This window comes from Komagataeibacter swingsii (genome assembly GCF_003207895.1).
Taxonomy (GTDB): domain Bacteria; phylum Pseudomonadota; class Alphaproteobacteria; order Acetobacterales; family Acetobacteraceae; genus Komagataeibacter; species Komagataeibacter swingsii.
This window is the reverse complement of the sequence record NZ_NKUB01000003.1, coordinates 135,809-152,474: the sequence shown is the minus strand read 5'-3', so window position 1 is coordinate 152,474 and position 16,666 is coordinate 135,809. Positions and strand designations below refer to the sequence as shown.

Below are 16,666 nucleotides of genomic sequence, written 5' to 3'. Positions count from 1 at the left end.
GCGCATTATAAGTAACACGGCGTTTGCAGGGCTGCTTTTAGCGTGTTGCCGCAACCCTGCAAAGCCCCAAAATGCACTAAACCCCGTTTTTACAGAACTTTTTTCAGGGCTTCGTTCACGATGGCCGGATTGGCCTTGCCGGCCATGGCTTTCATCACCTGGCCTACGAAAAAGCCGAACAGGCGATCCTTGCCACCCCGGTATTCCGCCACCTTGTCCGCATTGCGCGCCAGCACGTCGGCCACGGCGGCGTCGATCGCGCCGGTATCGGTGACCTGCTTCAGGCCCTTGCGGTCCACGATGTCGGCGGCACTGTCGCCGGTTTCCAGCATGTCCTCAAAGACTTCCTTGGCAATCTTGCCGTTGATCGTCTTGTCGGCCATGAGATCCAGCATCCCGCCCAGCGCCTGCGCCGAGATCGGGCTGTCCTGAATGCTGCGGCCCGTGCGGTTCAGCGCGCCGAACAGGTCGCCCGTGACCCAGTTGGCGGCAAGGCGGGCGTCCCGGCCCTTGGCCACTTCCTCATAGTAATCGGCAATGGCCTGCTCGGCCACCAGCACGCTGGCGTCGTAGCGGGGGATACCATACTGCTTGACGAAGCGGTCACGCTTGTCATCAGGCAGTTCGGGCAGGGCGCGCTCCAGTTCATCCACCCATGCCTGTTCCACGACCAGCGGCAGCAGGTCGGGATCGGGGAAATAGCGATAATCGTGCGCGTCTTCCTTGCTGCGCAGCGAACGGGTTTCATTGCGGGACGGGTCAAACAGGCGGGTTTCCTGATCGACCTCGCCACCGTCCTCCCATACTGCGATCTGGCGCGTGGCCTCGACCTCGATCGCGTGCATGACGTAGCGGATGGAGTTGACGTTCTTGATCTCGCAGCGCGTGCGGAACGGCTCGCCCGCCTTGCGCACCGACACGTTCACGTCGGCACGCATGGACCCTTCCTCCATGTTACCGTCGCATGTGCCAAGGTAGCGCAGGATCTGGCGCAGCTTGCGCAGGTAGGCGCCGGCTTCCTCCGGGCTGCGGATGTCGGGTTCGCTCACGATTTCCATAAGCGCGACACCGGCGCGATTCAGGTCGATGAAGGACCGCGTCGGGTCCTGGTCATGCATGGACTTGCCCGCATCCTGTTCCATATGCAGGCGGGTTATGCCGATATGGCGTACCGTGCCGTCGCCCAGCTCGATCTCGACCGTGCCTTCGCCCACGATGGGGTGGGTGAACTGGCTGATCTGGTAGCCAGTCGGCAGGTCGGCGTAGAAATAGTTCTTGCGGTCGAACCGGCTTTCCAGGTTGATGCGCGCGCGCAGCCCCAGCCCGGTGCGGATGGCCTGCGCCACGCATTCGTGATTCAGGACCGGCAGCATGCCGGGGAAACCCGCATCAACAAGGCTGACATGGGTGTTGGGTTCCCCGCCGTAGGAAGCGGAGGCACCGGAAAACAGCTTGGAATGGCTGATGACCTGTGCATGGACTTCCAGACCCACCACGATTTCCCACGTGCCGGTCCTGCCTTCGAGTGTGTAGCTCATTTCGCGCCCTCCGCACGGATGGCAGGCCGGTGGGTGAAGCCCGCGGCGCTTTCCAGCGCGCTGCCTGCGGCCAGCAGGGTTTCCTCGTCAAACGGGCGTCCGATCAGTTGCAGGCCAAGCGGCAGGCCGGTGGCCCCAAGCCCGACGGGCACGGACATGGCGGGCATGCCGGCCATGGACGCCGGCACGGTGAAAATATCATTCAGGTACATCTGGACCGGATCATCCGTCTTTTCCCCCTGCGCGAACGCGGGCGTCGGCGCCGTGGGGGTCAGCAATACGTCAACCTTCTGGAAGCTTTCGGTAAAGTCGCGGCGGATCAGGCTGCGGACCTTCTGCGCCTTCAGGTAATAGGCATCGTAATAGCCTGCCGAAAGCACATACGTCCCCATCATGATGCGGCGGCGCACCTCGGGGCCAAAGCCCGCGCGGCGGGTGGCTTCGTACATGGCGTCCAGCGTCGGACCTTCCACCCGTTCGCCAAAACGCAGGCCGTCATAACGGGCCAGGTTGGACGAACATTCGGCAGGGGCCACGATATAATAGGTGGCCAGGCCGTATTTCGTGTGGGGCAGGGAGACATCGACAATCTCGCACCCTGCGGCCTTCAGCCATTCGATGCCCTGCTGCCACGCCGCCTCGATCTCGGCGGACAGGCCCTCGGCGCGGTATTCGGCAGGGATGCCCACCTTCAGCCCCTTCAGGCTGCGGCCGACGGCGGCGGAATAATCCGGCACGTCACGGTTGACGCTGGTGCTGTCGCGCACATCGAAGCCCGCCATGGACTGCAGCATGATCGCGCAGTCGCGCACGCTGCGCGCCATGGGACCGGCCTGATCCAGCGAGGAGGCATAGGCAATGGTGCCAAAGCGGCTGCACCGGCCATAGGTCGGCTTCAGCCCGACAATACCGCAATAGGCGGCGGGCTGGCGGATGGACCCGCCGGTATCGGTGCCGGTCGCCCCCATGGCAAGTCCTGCCGCCACGGCGGCGGCCGACCCGCCCGACGAGCCACCGGGCACGAGTGCTGCATCATCACCCTTGCGCTTCCACGGGTTTTCCACCGGGCCGAAGGCGGAGGTGATGTTGGCCGACCCCATGGCGAATTCGTCCAGGTTGGTCTTGCCCACAAACACCGCGCCATCGCGCAGCAGGTTGGCCGTCACCGTGCTTTCATAGGGCGGGACAAAATTTTTCAGGATATTGCTGGCCGCCGTGGTCCGCACGCCATTGGTGCAGAACAGGTCCTTGATCCCCAGCGGGATGCCGGTCAGGGGCTTTGCCTCGCCCTTGGCCAGCGCTGCATCCGCATGGGTCGCGGCCGCCAGCGCCGCGTCCGGCGTGGTGGTGATGTAGGCGTTCAGGCGCGGGTTCAGCGCGGCGATGGCGTCCGTATGCGCGCGCACCAGTTCGGTGGCGCTGAACTTGCGCGCGCGCAGGCCCGCTGCCGCATCGGCAATCGTCAGTTCGGTCAGGCTCATCTTATTCAACAACCTTGGGCACGGTATAGAAGGGGCCAACGGCATCGGGCGCGTTGGACAGCACGGCGTCGCGGCAGTTGCCGTCAGTCACCACGTCGTCACGGGTGCGCAGGGCGGCGTGGCCCGTGCCGACCATGGGGGTGACCCCTTCGACATCGACCTCGTTCAGCTGCTCGACCCAGCCGAGGATCCCGTTAAGCTCCCCTTGCAGGGCAGGAAGATCAGACTCGTCAATACCAATCCGTGCCAGTCTGGCAATGCGGCGGACGGTCGCGGGATCAAGCGACATGAAGCAATAACTTTCCATCGTAACAGGGGAAGAATATCCTGCGGCGCAGGACCGAGAAGGAACATACCCCCGACCATGCCCCTGTTCAACATATGCGATCTGCGCGCTGCCCTGCGCCCCGGCCAGCGCCTGCTTGGCCTTGACCCCGGAAAGAAGACGATTGGCGTCGCCCTGTCGGATGTGGGGCTTATGCTGGCGTCCCCCCACATGGGCCTGAAACGTGCGAAACTGTCGGTCAACGCCGCCGAAATCAGCAAGATCGCCCGCATGCAGGACGTGGGCGGGCTGGTGGTCGGCCTGCCGCTGTCGCTTGATGGCAGCTTTGGCCCGGCGGCGCAGGCGGCACGGGACTGGACGCGCAACCTGTCGGACATGACGGGGCTGCCGGCGGCGATGTGGGATGAACGGCTGTCATCATCCGCCGTAAACCGCTTCCTGATCGCGGAAGCCGACATGACCCGCCAGCGCCGGGGCGAGGTGGTGGACCAGATGGCGGCGGCCTACATATTGCAGGCGGCCCTTGATGCCTCGATCCCCCCACGGGAAGGGGCGTTTTCGAATTCGTGATGGCATGACTGGATTGTGCCAAAACCGGACCCACGCGGTGCGGGGACTGCTATGGTGGTTTCTACCACCGGCGCGCACCGGGAGGTGATCCTTCCCCCTATGCCTTTTTCCGCCGGACCCATGTTGCATAAACAAGGATACCGGCCATGCGCCTGCCGCACCTGCATCTGCCCTACCTGCACGTCCATGTGCATGACCGCCCGCTGGCAGGCGACCCGCACCCGCACAACCCCTTCCACTGGAAGCTGTATTTCTGCGAGGCGATCGCCACCGCCATCCTCATGATTCTCGGCCTGAGCGCGGTCATCCTGCTGACGGCGCCGGGCAGCCCGCTTTCATCGCCGCTCATGCGCCATCCCTATATCCAGACCGCACTATGCGGCCTGTGCTTTGGCCTGTCGGGCACGGCGGCCGCCATGACGCCGTTCGGCAAGGTCAGCGGGGCGCATATCAACCCGTCCGTGACCCTTGCGTTCTCGCTGGCCAAGCGCATCGGGGGCGTGGACGCGCTGAACTACATGATCGCGCAGGTCATCGGCGCCTTCCTTGGCACGGCCGTGGTTTATGAAGCGGGCCGGCTGATTGCATGGTGGGGTAACATGGCGGTGGCCGTGCGCTATGGGGCGACGGTACCATATGGTCAGATTTCGGTCTGGTGGGCGATGTGGTCGGAAATGTTCGTGACCGCCGCCCTGATCGCCATGCTGTACTGGCTGGCGGCCCACCCGAAATGGAAGTTCATCACGCCATGGTCGGGCGGGCTGTTCTTCCTGGTCATGAACCCGATCACGGCATGGCTGTCGGGCAACAGCGTCAATTTCGCGCGCACGCTGGCGCCCGCGCTGTTCGCGGGGCAGTGGACGGGGCTGTGGATCTATGTGGTGGGGCCGTTCGCGGGGGCGTCGCTTGCGGTCATGGCCATCCGCATGAACCTGCTGGGCAAGCTGCACCTGCTGGAGGCGCGACTGGTCAATTTCGGCCACCATGGCCGTGTGCCGGGACTGGATGACCCGCACCGCAAGCTCAACCATCCCGACGACCCCGACCACATGCCCCCCGGCGCGGGTCCGGCCTGAGGGACCAGGCCAGCGGGCTGGCCCGCATCTGGCGCAACCCACGAATGACATATTCCGTTGTTTTGTTCGGGCGGCATTAACGGCCATAGTCGCCAGCCGCCATGCCCGGCATGGCCGTCGAGGGAGAGACCATAATAATGAAGCGTTTTTTCAACACGCGCGACACCATCGTAACCGAGGCCCTGGACGGGTTCCTGAGATCGGCCGCGGGCAACCACCTGTGCCGGCTGGATGGCTACCCCGATACCTGCGTCATCATGCAGCGCGAACCGGACCGTGCGCAGGTATCGGTCATTTCCGGTGGCGGGTCGGGCCATGAACCCGCCCATGCGGGCTTTGTCGGGCGCGGGATGCTGACGGCGGCGGTCTGTGGCGCACTGTTTGCATCGCCCTGTGTGGACGCGATCGTGGCCGCCATCCTGGCCACAACGGGGGAGGCGGGCTGCCTGCTGGTGGTCAAGAACTATACTGGCGACCGCCTGAACTTCGGCCTGGCGGCGGAACGCGCGCGCGCATTGGGCAAGCAGGTGGAAGTGGTGATTGTGGGCGATGATATCGCCCTGCCGGGTTCCACAACGCCGCGTGGGGTGGCGGGAACGGTGCTGGCGCACAAGCTGGCGGGCCATGGCGCGACACAGGGCTGGCCTCTGGCGCGCCTGACGGAATTCGTGCGCGACGGGGTGAAGCGCATGCGCACCATCGGTCTGGCGCTGGAAGACTGCAATCCCTATGAATCCGGCCGCGCCAGCCGTCTTGCAGCCGACCAGGCCGAGCTGGGCCTTGGCATTCATGGCGAACCCGGCGCCCAGCGCATTGCCATGGCCAGTGCCCGCGACCTTGTATGCATCGCCGCCGACACGCTGGAAGCCAGCCTGCCTGCGGCGGCCCGCAACACCCGTTTCGCGCTGGTGCTGAACAACCTTGGCACGGTGCCGGAGGTGGAGATGGCGCTGCTGCTGGAAGCCTTCAGCCATACGCCGCTGGCCCGCCGGGTATCGCACGTCATCGGCCCGGCGCCGCTTATGACCGCGCTGGACATGAACGGTTTTTCGTTCACGCTGATCGAACTGGATGAAGCCATCACCACGGCGCTGGAGGCCCCGGCGCAGCCGCGCGCATGGCCCGGCATTGCCCCGCTGGGCAGCCCCGCCGTCGTGCCCATGCCGCCTATGCCCGATGCCTTCCCGTATCCGGCGACACCCAACCCCGCGCTACGGCATGTGATCGAACGCGGGGCGGAGGTCCTGGTCGCCAATGAAGCGGCACTGAACGAACTGGATGGCCGGATCGGGGACGGGGATGCCGGGTCCACCTTCGCCGGGGCCGCGCGTGAGATCACGGCGGCGCTCGACCGCCTGCCGCTGGCCGATCCGCATCACCTCATGACGACCATCAGCAACATCCTGACCCAGCATGCGGGCGGGTCGAGTGGCGTGCTGTTCGCCATCATGTTCTCGGCGGCCGGACGCAGCCCCGAACCCTGGCGGCAGGCATTGCGCGACGGGCTGGAACACATGATGGAATGCGGCGGCGCGAAGCCGGGCGACCGCACCATGATCGACGCGCTGTATCCCGCGTTGGAAGTGCTGGCGACCGGCGGCAGCCTGCCCGATGTGGCGCTGGCGGCACGGCAGGGCGCGCAGTCCACCACCACGATGGAAAGCGCGCGTGCCGGACGCGCCGCCTATGTGCCCAGCGCGCAGGTGCGCGACGTGCCCGACCCGGGGGCCGAGGCCGTGGCGCGCCTGCTGGAAGGGCTGGCGGCTGGCTGAACCGACAGGGCAGGGGACAGGTGACTGTTTTTTTCCTGTCCCCGCCAAAGTCATCCGGAAACAGTTTCCGGGCGCCGCCTTTTTTTCAAGGAAGGCGGCGTCTCCCGAAGCTTTTTGGAAACAGCTTCACCAGAAAACCTTTAAATTCGCTCAGGCCTTCTTCACGAATTCCGATTTCAGGTTGATCGCACCCACGCCGCTGATCTTGCAGGCGATGTTGTGCCCATCCGTCGCATCGACCAGCCGGATGCCGCGGACCTTCGTCCCGCCCTTGATGACCGAGGACGCACCCTTGATCTTCAGGTCCTTGATAACGGTCACGCTGTCCCCATCGGCCAGTACGTTGCCGTTGGCGTCGCGTATTTCCGCCGTGCCTTCCGTCGCGGGGGCGGCATCCTGCGGGTTCCATTCATACCCGCATTCGGGGCAGTTCCACAGGCTGCCATCGGGATAGACGTGTTCGCACCCGCACTGGGGGCATGTCATGTCAGCTTCCATCATCATCCTCACTCTCTGGGACCGCGCTCATACAGCACGGACCCATATGCAGGAAAGACATGGATCATGCGACCACCTGCTTTTGCACCCGCCCAGCCATGTTCCAGCCGACCGCCTGCCCGGGCAGGTAACCCGGTTCCGCCTGAATTATGGTGCCTGCTACTGCGGCGCGGTACCGCCATGGGTGCTGACACCGGGGCCACCACCCCCGTCCGACCCGCCACCGGCGGGCCTTGGCCTGTCACACCCGACAAGACAGCCAGGGACCGTTACCACCATCATCCGCGCAAGGTTTCGCACTGGTTTTCTCCCCTCCAGCTATTCTGGCCTTCAAGGGGGGGATAACCGCCGTACCGCGCCACGGTTGCGTGCCAGAACAGGGCAGCGCCTGGCAAGCAACGCCACACATGCCATTTCACGCATCCGTACGCAGCAGCGATGACGGTACTGGAAGGAAGGATATTCCATCCGGTGCGACCCGTGTTTCGGGGCTGCCCTAACGGACAGCCTGCTTTCGGAAAAAACGTTCGACAGCCAGCATGCCCAGTAACAACGCGACGCCAAAGCCCTCGCGCGCATGATCGATGAGGTAACGCATGGCAGCCTCCTCCTCTGACTTGTTAGGGAATATAGTGACGTATTCCCCCCGGAATCAAAAGCAAAAACGCACGGTGCATGCTTCACGATTACATTTCGCCCCCGCACGTACGGGCGGGGCGCGGATCATGAATCCGGCCCCGTCACCTTGCCAACAGGCTGGATGCGGGCCTAGTACAGTCGGCATGTTGTTATACGTGTCCAAGCCTGGTTACAGCCTGCCCGCCTTCCCATCCGGGGGCGGCATGCAGTGACCCGGATTTTCATTGATGCCGATGCCTGTCCCGTACGGGACGAGACCTATCGCGTGGCGCTGCGCTACGGGCTGCGGACCTACGTGGTGTCAAACCGCATGATCGCGGTGCCTGACACGCCACTGGTTGAACGGGTGGTGGTGACACAGGGCATGGATGTGGCGGATGACTGGATTGCCGACCATGCCGCGGCCCATGACATTGTCATTTCCGCTGATATCCCGCTGGCCGCGCGCTGTGTCGCGAACGGGGCCTGCGTGCTGGAACCGCGCGGGCGGATACTGGACCAGGATGCGATTGGCATGGCGCTGGCCATGCGCAACCTGATGACGGACCTGCGTGATACCGGCGCGATCATGCAGGGCAGCCGTGGCTTTACCCGCGCCGACCGTTCCACATTCCTGTCCGCACTGGACACGGCGGTGGTCAGGGCACGCAGGCAGGCCGCGGGCCATGGGCGCACGCCGCCGGTCATCCCGCCTTCAACCACAACTGATTGATAAGGAACAAGGGTTTTTGGGTGCCGCCTTTTTTCAAAAAGGCGGCGTTCCTTGAGAAGCTGTTTGAAAACAACTCATTGATAAAAAACAATAAAAGTTTTTGAGTGTCACCTTTTTCTTAAATAAGGCGGCATTCTTTCGAAGCTTTTTGAAAAAAGCTTCACCAAAAACTTTCTTCCGGTTTTCCAGCAGCAATTCCAAAAAAATCCGCCTGCCCAAGACGGGCGGGCGGCGCCAGCCCATGCCCCGGTAACGGGACATGGGTCATATTACGGATCAGCCAGCCTTTTTCTGGGCAGCCTTGGCGAACAGGGCGGAAATCGCATCCTGTGCCTCGGTCTGGATGGCCTTGAGGTGCGCCTCGCTCTTGAAGCTTTCGGCGTAGATCTTGTAGACGTTTTCCGTGCCGGAGGGACGGGCGGCAAACCAGCCGTCCTTGGCCGAAACCTTAAGCCCGCCAATGGCCGCCCCGTTGCCCGGTGCGTTGGTCAGGGTGCTGAGGATCGGCTCACCCGCCAGTTCGGTCATGCCGATCTGCTCGGGCGAGAGGTTTTTCAGGATGGCCTTCTGTTCCGGGTCGGCCGGGGCGTCGATCCGCGCATAGTACGGCGTGCCCAGGCGTTTGGTCATGTCCTCGTACGCAGCCCCCGGGGTGCGCTTGGTGCGGGCGGTGATTTCGGCTGCCAGCAGGCCAAGGATGATGCCGTCCTTGTCCGTGCTCCACACCGTGCCGGCACGGCGCAGGAAGGACGCGCCAGCACTTTCTTCCCCGCCAAAGCCCAGCGTGCCGTTGTACAGCCCATCGACAAACCACTTGAACCCGACCGGCACTTCCACCAGCTTGCGGCCGATTTCCCTGGCTACGCGGTCGATCATGCTGCTGCTGACCACCGTCTTGCCCACGCCCGCGCTGGGGTTCCAGTTCTCGCGGTTGTTGAACAGGTACTCAATCGCGACGGCCAGATAATGGTTGGGGTTCATAAGCCCGTACCGGCCCGACACGATGCCATGGCGGTCGGCATCGGTATCATTGGCGAAGGCGATGTCGAATTTGTCCTTCATCCCGACAAGGCGCGCCATGGCGTAGGGGGAGGAACAGTCCATGCGGATCTGCCCGTCCCAGTCGGCGGTCATGAAGCGGAAGGTCGGGTCCACTTCCTTGCTGACGATCGTGGCGTTGATGCCGTATTTGTCGATGATCGGCTGCCAGTAATCCACCGCCGCCCCACCCAGCGGGTCAATGCCGATCGACACGCCGGATTCACGGATCACGTCCATGTCCACCACGGCGGCCAGGTCATCCACGTATGGCGTGATGTAATCATGGCGCTTCGTGGTGGGGACCTTCAGCGCGTCCTCCAGGCTGACGCGCCTGACGCCTTCCATCTTTTTGGCCATGTAGTCATTGGCCGCGTTTTCCACCACCTTGGTGATGTCGGTATCCGCCGGGCCACCATGGGGGGGATTGTACTTGTAGCCACCATCTTCCGGCGGGTTATGTGACGGGGTGATCACCACGCCATCGGCAAGGTCCGTGCTGCGATCGCGGTTATAGGTCAGGATCGCGTGCGAGATGACCGGCGTGGGGGTATAGCCGTCCTTTGCATCGATGCGGACTTCCACGCCATTGGCCGCGAACACTTCCAGCGCGGATTTCAGCGCGGGACGGGAAAGCGCGTGGGTGTCAATGCCGATGAACAGCGGCCCGGTTATGCCCGCGCCCTTGCGGTAGTCGGCAATCGCCTGGCTGATCGACAGGATGTGGTTTTCGTTGAAGCTGGTGGTCAGCGAGGAACCACGGTGCCCCGACGTGCCAAACGCCACGCGCTGCGTTGCAATGGCGGGGTCGGGCTTGCGGGTGTAATAGGCGTCAAGCAGGGCGTCGATATTGACAAGACGGTCCGGATCGACCGGCTTGCCGGCAAATGGGCTTATGCTGGGCATTGACTGCTCCCAAAATACGATATGAAAAAGCGCATATTCTACAAATTCCCTTACAGCCCGATACAGGCAGCGTCCACCCGCAAACCACCCCCACGCATGGGGGCACCCCGCGCGGATAACGGTGCATGGGACGGAAAAGGACATGCATCATGCCCGGACACTGGCGCGTGAGGTGCGATACAGGCATTGAACTATATCAAAATTCGGGCCTTTTCCGCCTTCCTGTCCCTCCATCACGTTCCCGCGCATGGGTTGCAGGGCCGGGGGAATGACCCCATCATACGTTCATGGACAGCGCCCACCCGCCCAATGGCCCTGTGTCGGCAGACATGGACCCTGAACAACTGCGCCGCCAGCGGCTGGAACGGCTGCTGCGCCGCCTGCCCGCGCGGGGCGAACAGGCCATGCGCGGGCTTTTGCAGCCGGGGCGGGCATGGCTGCGGGCCATTCTGGGCAGCCTGCTGATCGTGGGCGGGTTGCTGAGCTTCCTGCCGGTGCTGGGGGTATGGATGCTGCCGCTGGGCCTTATCCTGCTGGCGGAGGACGTGCCCGCGCTGCGCAGGCTGACCGCGCGCATGCTGGAATGGGTCGAACGCCGCCACCCCGAATGGATGGCGCCAGACCCCGCGCCCTGACCGCCACGGGGCGCGGCATAAGGCAGGGCAGGGGGATGATGCCGGGTGGGATGCGGGGATCAGCCGCGTGTGCGCGGCTTCACCGTCCTGCGGCCGACAACGGACAGGCGGGTCGTGACAAGGTCGTAGCCCATCTGGCGCACGATACCCTCAAGCAAGGAATCCAGTTCGGTATTCTCGAATTCAATGACCTTGCCGGTATCGGCGTCGATCAGGTGATAGTGATCGCCATGGTCGCCATCCGCCACTTCGTACCGCGCGCGGCCGCCGCCGAAGTCACGGCGCTGCAGGATGCCGTTTTCCTCAAACAGGCGCACGGTGCGGTACACCGTCGCGATTGAAATGCGTGGGTCCACTTCAACCGCGCGGCGGTACAGTTCCTCCACATCCGGATGGTCATCACTATCAGACAGGACGAAGGCAATCGTCCGACGTTGGCCTGTCAGTTTCAGGCCGCGCTGGCGGCATAGGTCCGCCAGGGGAGAATCGGGGGAATTCGGCTCTTTCATCGTTCTGTAACGTAATCCAGACCGACCACCGCGGTCCAGTAGGGATAGGGCGTTCCGCGCGTCGATTTTAATTGCAAATGATAATCTTTCTCATTATCGTCATCCCACCGACATAACAGGGAGCGGGCTTCGCCAAGGCCCGAGCGGATAATGACCAACACGACAGTTTTCATGAATGATCTTTCGTGCAGCGAACGCCTGCTGGTCTGGTGCGTACGCCGCCTTAGCGGCGCGGGCGGGGGGGCGGGCCATATGCCCGGCCTGGCCCTGCCGTGCTTCCGGTCGGATTTCGCCGCCGTGGCCGATGCCTTCCACATGGCGCTGGAGCGGCTGCGCGCCTACCACAACGGCCCGATGGACGTGGCGATCTGTAGCGCGACGCACCTGACGGGCACGGAAAACCGCTTCCTCATCGCCGCCGCCGCCGCGCAGGAAGGGCGCGAGACCGAGGTACGCCGCACGCTGCGGCCGGTTTTCACCCACCATCACGTCCTCGCCCCCTTTGCCGCCGCCGTCACCCAGCTTGGGGCCTGCATGGCGGGCGCGGGATACTGGCTGCCGCGCCGGGGCCATAATGGCGGGGGCGGCAGCCTGCGCTGGACGCGGCCACCCGCCGCCGCGACGACCGGCATGCATGGTGTCGCCCCCGCCATGCCCGCCGCAGTACCGCAGCCCGTGGGCGCGGGCTGCCTTGCGGCCCTGCGCTGGCATGGCGCCGACATGGACACAGCCCACGTCATGTGGCCCGGCAACGCCACCGTCGCACGGAGCAGCGGTCCGTAGGACCGATCAAAACAAGGGGGAACGCGCGCCGGCCGGTCGCGCATCGCCGCATGATAACAGGATGACCCGCCATGCCATCACCCCGGCTGTCCATGCGCCACGCCTGCATGTTCGTGGAAAACGCATTCCTTGAACTGCTCGACATCCTTGCGTGGCAGGAAGGCGCGGCGCCACCGCCATCCACCCGCCCCCACGGGCAGGCGGGGCCGCGTGGCGCCAGCCGTAAGATGGTCAGTCCTGATCGGGGGCGGGAGCGGAATTGAGCTGGATGTATTTCTCGATCCCCACCTGGCGGATCAGGTCGAACTGGCGGTCGAGGAAGTCCTCGTGCTCCTCCTCGTTGACCAGAATCTTCAGCAGCAGGTCGCGGGAGACGAAGTCACGCACGCTTTCGCAATAGGCGATGCCCGCGCGCAGGTCGCCAATGGCCTTTTCCTCAAGCTTCAGGTCGCATCTGAGGATTTCCTCCACGTCCTGCCCCACCAGGATCTGGTTGTAGCGCTGCACGTTGGGCAGGCCGCCCAGGTACAGGATGCGTTCGATCAGCCAGTCGGCGTGTTTCATCTCCTCGATCGATTCCGCGTATTCCTTCTTGCCCAGCAGCGTCACGCCCCAGTGGCGCAGCGTGCGGGCGTGCAGGTAATACTGGTTGATGGCCGTCAGTTCGTTCGTCAGTTGCGTGTTCAGGTGTTCGATCACCTTCGGATCTTTGATCGGCATGTGCGCGTTCCTCTCCTGCTCAATGTTTATCCATCCGGGTTACTGCGGCGCCTGCCCGCGCTCAATTATAAAAAAGCGTTGCATAACCGCCGACTGCGCGCGACCCTGCCACGCCCCGTAACCCCGCAGCACGCGGCGCATGGCATGAGGAGAGCCGCATGACCCAGACCCCCTACCACACGCTGGACGCGAACGGCATACGTGACCTGATCGCGGGCCTGCCGGACGTGGCCACGCGCCTTGGTGGCGCGCCCGCGCAGTGGCGGGTGCGCGAGGTCAGTGACGGCAACCTCAACAACGTCTTCCTGGTCGGCGGGCCTGCGGGGGAGGTCTGCCTGAAGCAGTCCCTGCCACATGTGCGCGTGGACCCGGCATGGAAGATGCCGCTGGACCGCACGTTTTTCGAAGCCGCATGGCTGCGCGCGGTGCTGCCGCTGGTGGGCGGGCTTACGACGGAATGCCTGTATTTCGACCCCGGCCTGTATGTCCTGATTGTCGAAAGCCTGTCAGGCCATACCGTGCTGCGCACGGCGCTGATGCAGGGCGCGGACTGGCCCGGGGTGGCACCGCGCATCGGCACCTTCATCGCGCATGCCGCGTTTGGCACATCGCTGCTCGCCCGTCCGTTCGAGGAGGTGTTCACCACGCGGCGCACCTTTGCCGCCAACGTTGCCCTGACCCGCATCACGCTGGACCTTGTGCTGGATGACCCGTACCGCGACCACCCGCGCAACCACTGGCACGACCCCATCCTGACCCCCATCGTGCTGGATATCCGTTCCAGCGCCGCGACCCTGCTGGCGGTTGAAAACCTGCGCCGGCGTTTCCTGTCGCAGCCACAGGCGCTGCTGCATGGCGACCTGCATACCGGTTCGATCATGAGTACGGCGGACGACACCCGCGTGATTGATGGGGAATTCGCGATATACGGCCCCATCGGGTTCGATTGCGGCATGTTCGTGGGCAACCTGGTGCTGCATTACTTCGCAACGCCCGAACGGGCGGCGCGCAAGGCCGCGCTGCGCGATATCGCGGCCTTCTGGGGCAGTTTCCATGAACAGTTCATGGGGTTATGGAAGGGCAACGAGACCCCGCCGCCGGGCACGCTGCGCCCGCTGGCCTATGGCCCCGCAGCCCATGTGGCCCAGCATGCGTTCATGGATGAAGTCATGGGCGACACCATCGGTTTTGCGGGGATAGAGATCATCCGCCGCATCATCGGTTACGCCCATACGGCGGATTTCGACATGATAGCCGACCCGAAGCAGCGTGCGGCATGCCGGGCCGGGGCGCTGGCCTTCGCCTATCATGTACTGGACCACCTGGGCGAATTCCACGCCATCAATGATTTCCTGTACTATCTTGATGAACAGGGACAGGTCGGCCTGTAGCCGGGTGATCCGGCCCGCGGGAGAGACACGATGCCACCCCATGTGACCCACGCTGGCACGACATGGCGACAGCCAAGGGTGAAAAGCTGCACAGGGCTTTCCCCGGCGTGATCGCCGCGGTCGAACACATAGGCTCCACCGCCATTGCCGGCATCCGGCGGGTGCAACTGCACGGCTACCGGCAGAGTTCACCCGAAATCACCCGCCATGCGGCCTTTCGTAACGATCTGCGCGCCAGCCCCGACGCGACGGCGGCATATGATGCGTTCAAGCAGCGATGCCGGCAACGGCTCCCTGAGGGTTCCCATGCCTATTCGGACTGCCAGTCGCAACGGATCCAGCACAGGGAAACCATGGCCATGGCTGCCCTGGAATGACCTGCCGACAAAGGTTTCCGGAGAGGCCTTTTTCAGCCAGGATCAGGCCTCTTCCAGAACGCCTATGCCCGTTTCCCTTCATCCCCACCGGGCATGAGGGCCACCAGACGCGCCATGGACCGGCGCAGTTCCGCCTCGATTTCCGCCAGCGGACGCGGCGCGGCGTCGTGGCTGAAATACCGCGCGAAGGAAATGGCGCAGCCCATGGCGGTGCGGGCGGCATCCAGCCGGGCTTCAGGGTCATATGGCTGGACCATCCGGCTGAACCATGCCTGCGGGTCATGTTCTATCCCGACGCGGAAGGTGGTGCGCGCCGGTGCGCCATCACGCGCGGGCCGCGTCACCGTCAGGCCATGGTACAGGAATTCCCGCCCCGGCAGGATACGTGAAAACGCGGCGCGGCGCCCGTCCGTCGCGTCATCCGGGGTGGGGATGTCGTGCGCCAGTACCTGCCATGATGCCGGCGCGCCATCCGGCCCGGCGCGCTGGATGATGTCCATTGCCGTATCGGCCATGCAGGCCTGCACCACGGCGGCAACATGGGCCTGTGTCATCTCGCGCCGCTTTTCACCACTGCCGGACGTGGCGCGCTGCCACAGGCCGGTGGCGTCAACCAGGCGGACCCTGTCGCGCCATGCAGCGGGCCTGTTGTTATCCAGTATCCACACATAGGTCGCGATACCGGTATTGACGAACAGATCCGTGGGCAGGGCAATGATCGTGTCGATCAGGCCATGTTCCACCAGATACCGCCGGATGGCGGATTCACCGGATTCCGCCCCCCCGCCGGACAGCGCCGCCCCATGCGTCACCACGCCGATGCGCGCGCCACCAGCCCGCCTGCCGCGCATGTGGGCGACCAGATGCAGCATGAACAGCATGGACCCGTCCGACACGCGGGGCAGGCCGGGGGCAAAACGCCCGGCGTCACCTGTGGCATGTTCAGCCTGTATCGCATCGCGGATATGCCGCCAGTCCAGACCGAAGGGCGGATTGGACAGCATGCGGGCAAAGCGGCGGCCCGCATGCCCGTCATGGGCCAGTGTGTCGCCACTGGCGACATGCCCCGGCGCATGCCCGCGCAGCAGCATGTCCGCGCGGCACAGGGCGCAGGCGCGGGGGCTGATTTCCTGGCCGAACAGGTCGGCCGTCACCCCGCGCGCCAGCAGGCGGTCCGCGGCCCGGCCCAGCAATGCGCCCGTGCCCGCCGCCGGGTCATACAGGGCATGATGCGCGCCGGGGCCATCGGGGGCGAAGACAAGGTCCACCATAAGGTCCGTAACCTCCGGCGGGGTGAAATGCGCGCCCGTGCGCTGGCTGGTGGCGAAGTGGTGGACCAGTTCCTCAAACAGGCGGGCCATCGCCTCGGTGCCATACCGGGCGGGGGACAGGTCAAGGGCCGCGAAATGCGCCGCCACCGTCCCCAGCATGCCCGCACGCGCCAGATGCCGGGCAAGGGGCATGACCTCCAGTTGGGCGGTGATATCCCGCACGCTGGCGGGCAGGCGGCCAATCAGGCGGTCAAGGCAGGCCAGCGGGTCGGCCGCGCGCGCCACCGCATCCAGCCCGCGCGCGGGGCGGGCGCGTGACAGTTCCAGCCGCCGCAACATGGTGAACGCCAGTATGACCGGCCCGTATTCCGCTGGCGCCACGCCGCCACGCAGCAGGTCGGCCACACGCCAGATGGCGGCGGCCGAAAACAGTGGACGGGCGGCGCCAGCCACGACCGGACGGA

At 64.6% G+C, this 16,666-nt stretch carries 18 protein-coding genes; 9 read left to right on the top strand and 9 right to left on the bottom strand.

What is annotated here, in order from left to right; translation table 11 throughout:
• Positions 1-89: 89 nt before the first annotated feature.
• Genes gatB through gatC form a run of 3 tightly spaced genes read right to left on the bottom strand, consistent with a single transcriptional unit; the run spans position 90 to position 3,308 of the window.
• Positions 90-1,538: an Asp-tRNA(Asn)/Glu-tRNA(Gln) amidotransferase subunit GatB gene (gene gatB / locus CFR76_RS04140; protein WP_110555977.1), complete on the bottom strand. Its 1,449-nt coding sequence runs from the start codon at positions 1,536-1,538 to the stop codon at positions 90-92.
• Complete coding sequence (gene gatA, locus CFR76_RS04135) at positions 1,535-3,019, bottom strand: Asp-tRNA(Asn)/Glu-tRNA(Gln) amidotransferase subunit GatA (protein ID WP_110555976.1); 1,485 nt, start codon at positions 3,017-3,019, stop codon at positions 1,535-1,537. The genes gatB and gatA overlap by 4 nt, the downstream gene beginning before the upstream one ends.
• 1 nt (position 3,020) lies before the next feature.
• Positions 3,021-3,308 carry an Asp-tRNA(Asn)/Glu-tRNA(Gln) amidotransferase subunit GatC gene (gatC, locus tag CFR76_RS04130; protein ID WP_010511548.1) on the bottom strand — a complete coding sequence of 96 codons (288 nt, stop codon included), beginning with the start codon at positions 3,306-3,308 and terminating at the stop codon, positions 3,021-3,023.
• Positions 3,309-3,383: 75 nt separating this feature from the next.
• On the opposite strand from gatC, the gene ruvX reads away from it, so the two are divergent.
• The 3 genes from ruvX to CFR76_RS04115 all read left to right on the top strand — a co-directional run bounded on the left by ruvX (position 3,384) and on the right by CFR76_RS04115 (position 6,723).
• The gene (gene ruvX / locus CFR76_RS04125) at positions 3,384-3,875 is read left to right on the top strand and encodes a Holliday junction resolvase RuvX (RefSeq protein WP_110555975.1); all 492 of its coding nucleotides are present in this window, start codon (positions 3,384-3,386) and stop codon (positions 3,873-3,875) included.
• Positions 3,876-4,021: 146 nt separating this feature from the next.
• Positions 4,022-4,951 carry an MIP/aquaporin family protein gene (locus CFR76_RS04120; protein WP_110555974.1) on the top strand — a complete coding sequence of 310 codons (930 nt, stop codon included), beginning with the start codon at positions 4,022-4,024 and terminating at the stop codon, positions 4,949-4,951.
• Between the two features lie 137 nt (positions 4,952-5,088).
• Positions 5,089-6,723, top strand: coding sequence for a dihydroxyacetone kinase subunit DhaK (locus tag CFR76_RS04115; RefSeq protein WP_110555973.1), 1,635 nt, complete (start codon positions 5,089-5,091; stop codon positions 6,721-6,723).
• A 150-nt stretch (positions 6,724-6,873) separates the two neighbouring features.
• Here CFR76_RS04115 and CFR76_RS04110 read toward each other — a convergent pair whose 3' ends face one another.
• Positions 6,874-7,224 (bottom strand): zinc ribbon domain-containing protein YjdM, encoded by a 351-nt coding sequence (locus CFR76_RS04110; protein WP_456305901.1) that lies wholly within the window; start codon positions 7,222-7,224, stop codon positions 6,874-6,876.
• Positions 7,225-8,068: 844 nt separating this feature from the next.
• Here CFR76_RS04110 and CFR76_RS04105 point away from each other — a divergent pair.
• Complete coding sequence (locus CFR76_RS04105) at positions 8,069-8,572, top strand: YaiI/YqxD family protein (protein WP_110555971.1); 504 nt, start codon at positions 8,069-8,071, stop codon at positions 8,570-8,572.
• A gap of 33 nt (positions 8,573-8,605) precedes the next feature.
• Here the strand turns inward: CFR76_RS04105 and CFR76_RS17940 are convergent, their stop codons facing one another.
• Together CFR76_RS17940 and pgm are read right to left on the bottom strand one after the other, a co-directional pair.
• Positions 8,606-8,833 (bottom strand): hypothetical protein, encoded by a 228-nt coding sequence (locus CFR76_RS17940; RefSeq protein ID WP_167402046.1) that lies wholly within the window; start codon positions 8,831-8,833, stop codon positions 8,606-8,608.
• 15 nt (positions 8,834-8,848) lie between these two features.
• On the bottom strand, positions 8,849-10,516 hold the full coding sequence (gene pgm, locus CFR76_RS04100; protein ID WP_110555970.1) for a phosphoglucomutase (alpha-D-glucose-1,6-bisphosphate-dependent): 1,668 nt from the start codon (positions 10,514-10,516) through the stop codon (positions 8,849-8,851).
• Positions 10,517-10,803: 287 nt separating this feature from the next.
• Between pgm and CFR76_RS04095 the strand changes: the two genes are divergently transcribed.
• Complete coding sequence (locus CFR76_RS04095; RefSeq protein ID WP_110555969.1) at positions 10,804-11,151, top strand: hypothetical protein; 348 nt, start codon at positions 10,804-10,806, stop codon at positions 11,149-11,151.
• A 59-nt stretch (positions 11,152-11,210) separates the two neighbouring features.
• Here the strand turns inward: CFR76_RS04095 and CFR76_RS04090 are convergent, their stop codons facing one another.
• Positions 11,211-11,660 carry a Fur family transcriptional regulator gene (locus CFR76_RS04090; RefSeq protein ID WP_025438552.1) on the bottom strand — a complete coding sequence of 150 codons (450 nt, stop codon included), beginning with the start codon at positions 11,658-11,660 and terminating at the stop codon, positions 11,211-11,213.
• 147 nt (positions 11,661-11,807) lie between these two features.
• On the opposite strand from CFR76_RS04090, the gene CFR76_RS04085 reads away from it, so the two are divergent.
• Together CFR76_RS04085 and CFR76_RS17935 are read left to right on the top strand one after the other, a co-directional pair.
• On the top strand, positions 11,808-12,443 hold the full coding sequence (locus CFR76_RS04085) for a hypothetical protein (protein WP_110555968.1): 636 nt from the start codon (positions 11,808-11,810) through the stop codon (positions 12,441-12,443).
• Positions 12,444-12,514: 71 nt separating this feature from the next.
• A complete protein-coding gene (locus CFR76_RS17935) occupies positions 12,515-12,706 on the top strand; it encodes a hypothetical protein (RefSeq protein ID WP_025438553.1) in 192 nt (63 codons plus the stop codon).
• Here CFR76_RS17935 and bfr read toward each other — a convergent pair.
• Positions 12,675-13,163 carry a bacterioferritin gene (bfr, locus tag CFR76_RS04080; RefSeq protein ID WP_110555967.1) on the bottom strand — a complete coding sequence of 163 codons (489 nt, stop codon included), beginning with the start codon at positions 13,161-13,163 and terminating at the stop codon, positions 12,675-12,677. The genes CFR76_RS17935 and bfr overlap by 32 nt on opposite strands.
• Positions 13,164-13,321: 158 nt before the next feature.
• Between bfr and mtnK the strand changes: the two genes are divergently transcribed.
• On the top strand, positions 13,322-14,554 hold the full coding sequence (mtnK, locus tag CFR76_RS04075) for an S-methyl-5-thioribose kinase (protein ID WP_110555966.1): 1,233 nt from the start codon (positions 13,322-13,324) through the stop codon (positions 14,552-14,554).
• A gap of 62 nt (positions 14,555-14,616) precedes the next feature.
• On the top strand, positions 14,617-14,931 hold the full coding sequence (locus CFR76_RS04070) for a GrpB family protein (protein ID WP_110555965.1): 315 nt from the start codon (positions 14,617-14,619) through the stop codon (positions 14,929-14,931).
• A gap of 62 nt (positions 14,932-14,993) precedes the next feature.
• Here CFR76_RS04070 and CFR76_RS04065 read toward each other — a convergent pair whose 3' ends face one another.
• Entirely contained in the window at positions 14,994-16,655 is a 1,662-nt protein-coding gene (locus tag CFR76_RS04065; RefSeq protein ID WP_110555964.1) for a class I SAM-dependent DNA methyltransferase, read from the bottom strand.
• Positions 16,656-16,666: the final 11 nt, after the last annotated feature.

Excerpts from the sequence above, each read along its gene's own strand:
- CFR76_RS04095 (WP_110555969.1), top strand. The coding sequence starts at position 10,804 with ATGGACAGCGCCCACCCGCCCAATGGCCCTGTGTCGGCAGACATGGAC.
- pgm (WP_110555970.1), bottom strand. The coding sequence starts at position 10,516 with ATGCCCAGCATAAGCCCATTTGCCGGCAAGCCGGTCGATCCGGACCGT.
- gatA (WP_110555976.1), bottom strand. The coding sequence starts at position 3,019 with ATGAGCCTGACCGAACTGACGATTGCCGATGCGGCAGCGGGCCTGCGC.
- gatB (WP_110555977.1), bottom strand. The coding sequence starts at position 1,538 with ATGAGCTACACACTCGAAGGCAGGACCGGCACGTGGGAAATCGTGGTG.
- CFR76_RS04115 (WP_110555973.1), top strand. The coding sequence starts at position 5,089 with ATGAAGCGTTTTTTCAACACGCGCGACACCATCGTAACCGAGGCCCTG.
- CFR76_RS17935 (WP_025438553.1), top strand. The coding sequence starts at position 12,515 with ATGCCATCACCCCGGCTGTCCATGCGCCACGCCTGCATGTTCGTGGAA.
- CFR76_RS04120 (WP_110555974.1), top strand. The coding sequence starts at position 4,022 with ATGCGCCTGCCGCACCTGCATCTGCCCTACCTGCACGTCCATGTGCAT.
- CFR76_RS04070 (WP_110555965.1), top strand. The coding sequence starts at position 14,617 with ATGGCGACAGCCAAGGGTGAAAAGCTGCACAGGGCTTTCCCCGGCGTG.
- CFR76_RS04090 (WP_025438552.1), bottom strand. The coding sequence starts at position 11,660 with ATGAAAGAGCCGAATTCCCCCGATTCTCCCCTGGCGGACCTATGCCGC.
- CFR76_RS04110 (WP_456305901.1), bottom strand. The coding sequence starts at position 7,224 with ATGATGGAAGCTGACATGACATGCCCCCAGTGCGGGTGCGAACACGTC.
- mtnK (WP_110555966.1), top strand. The coding sequence starts at position 13,322 with ATGACCCAGACCCCCTACCACACGCTGGACGCGAACGGCATACGTGAC.
- bfr (WP_110555967.1), bottom strand. The coding sequence starts at position 13,163 with ATGCCGATCAAAGATCCGAAGGTGATCGAACACCTGAACACGCAACTG.
- gatC (WP_010511548.1), bottom strand. The coding sequence starts at position 3,308 with ATGTCGCTTGATCCCGCGACCGTCCGCCGCATTGCCAGACTGGCACGG.
- ruvX (WP_110555975.1), top strand. The coding sequence starts at position 3,384 with ATGCCCCTGTTCAACATATGCGATCTGCGCGCTGCCCTGCGCCCCGGC.
- CFR76_RS17940 (WP_167402046.1), bottom strand. The coding sequence starts at position 8,833 with ATGTCCCGTTACCGGGGCATGGGCTGGCGCCGCCCGCCCGTCTTGGGC.